General features: G+C 66.8%; 1 protein-coding gene and 1 pseudogene. Both read right to left on the reverse strand.

What is annotated here, in order from left to right:
- Positions 1-872: 872 nt before the first annotated feature.
- A complete protein-coding gene (locus tag ACIQIB_RS39435; protein WP_400660220.1) occupies positions 873-1,100 on the reverse strand; it encodes a hypothetical protein in 228 nt (75 codons plus the stop codon).
- A gap of 280 nt (positions 1,101-1,380) precedes the next feature.
- Positions 1,381-1,891 (reverse strand): annotated as a pseudogene (locus ACIQIB_RS39440) (hypothetical protein); the annotation flags it as partial.

Genomic DNA, 1,891 nt, shown 5'->3' on the forward strand with positions numbered 1-1,891 from the left:
GTCCGATATCCGCTCATCCGCAGGCGACTTGACCTGCCCCACCCTCGCCACACCACAACCAACGAGACACCGACCACAAAGTCACCGGCATTGGGTCTAGCCCGACTCCCGTCGAGGTGTGGTTGGGTATTGAGGAGTGGGCAGGGGGAGGGCTTCCAGGTGACTTCAAGGAATTCGTGGACCTCTACGGGGACGGGATTGTGCGGGGTCACCTCTATGTGCCGCATCCATGTGGTGCAGAGCCCCTGATTGATTTCATGAAGAGAGGCCGGGAATCTCTCCGGAGTGTGGCTCATCACTACCTCGGAGATTCCAGGTCTCCGCGCTTTGACGTCGACTCCGTAATTCCATGGGGATATTCTGATTGGGATGGGGACCAGTGCTGCCTCGTGCCGAGAGGAAAGGAGGCCTGGGACATCCTGGTGGAGTTTCGCCAATTCGGCTGCGTCCGCCTCTACCAAGGCTGCTTCTCCACATTCATTTCCGGGGTGCTCTCCGGGACTGCGGCTCCTCCCGGCTGGCCGGGCTCCGGGCCGCTGTGGAAAGCGCTCGACCGGTCCCCGTTGGTCTGAGCTCGCCACAGTGCCCGGGGGCCTGGCAGGTTCGGCGGTCCCGTTGCCGAGTAGGTCAGTTCTGTGGGTGTGAACCCCGGAGTGGGCTCCGGGGTTCACACCGGCCGTGGGCCGGCTTGTCGGCTGGGAAGAACGGGAACCGGGTAGAACCGCCGATTGCTGCGAACGGTGCGGTCACTTGCGTGATGTGACGATGGGTTGACCGCATTCGGGCGCTGACGGGGTGGGATGGTCCGGTCCGGGGGATCCGGGGCCGGGCGGCTCGCCGCCCGGAACCCGGCCCGGGCGGCGGAGGCCCGATCAGGGCGGGGCCGCGGCCGTGAGGGCCCGCAGGACCGTGAGTGCCGCGCACACCTGCCGCAGTCGGCCGACGACCTGGTCGGGCTGCCGCCGGTGCAGCGTCAGTTCGGCGGCCTGGTCCAGCTGGTTCTCGCACGTTTCCAGTACCTGGTTCACCTGGTCGTCCAGGTGCACCCGCCGGGCGCGCGCGTACTGACAGGAGACGCCGCTCGCCAGATGCCATTTCATCCTGGATCCACCGGTGGCATTCGGGTGAGCGATTTCGGGTGAATTCGTGGCCGCTCACTGGTGGTTTCCGCTGGCGGACGTGCGTGGTCGCCGGATGGCCGTCCCGGTGGCGGGTTCTCCGAGGTGCTGGTTGTGGTGGGTGGGACGGGTCTCTGTCAGGTCTGCAGGCGGCAGCCGACGCTCGCCCACAGGGCGGTGAAGGCGGCTTGCCAGGGCCAGCGTTCGGGGAGGTGGAAGGTCAACGTTCGGGCTCCGGCAGCCAACCTGGCTGGGACGGTGATCAGTTGGTGCCGGTGCGGGCCTTGGCGTGGAAGGCGGAGGCCAGGGCCCCCAGCGCGCGGGTGAGGTTATGGGCGAGCGCGGCCAGGGTGAGCCAGGCCGCGTTCGCGGTGAACTTCCCCGACGGCAGATGTCCCAGCGCCGAGTCCTCAAGGTCGGCGAAGACCTGCTCGACGATCGCGTGAGCGCGGTGGATCTTCTCCGCCTCCACGAGCGGGAACGGGGTATCGGCGAAGACCGCGTGGAAGCGGTAGGACTTGAACAACTCGCCCTGCCCATCCGGGACGTGCGCGTCGTTGAGCCTCCTGACGCGGCGGACCAGCAGCCGGGCGGTGGCCCTGTACTTCTTCGCCTTGCCAGTGAAGGCGGTGTACTCGACCTCGGCGACTCCCGCGTCGGAGATCCAGCGTTCCTCGTCCTCGTCCCAGCTTGTCGTTTTACCTCCGGTGATCGGCTTGAGGTTGTTCGATCTGGTCACCCACATGGGGATCTGCCGGACACGGCGACGACCT

It is taken from the genome of Kitasatospora sp. NPDC092286 (assembly GCF_044755565.1).
Taxonomy (GTDB): Bacteria; Actinomycetota; Actinomycetes; order Streptomycetales; family Streptomycetaceae; genus Kitasatospora.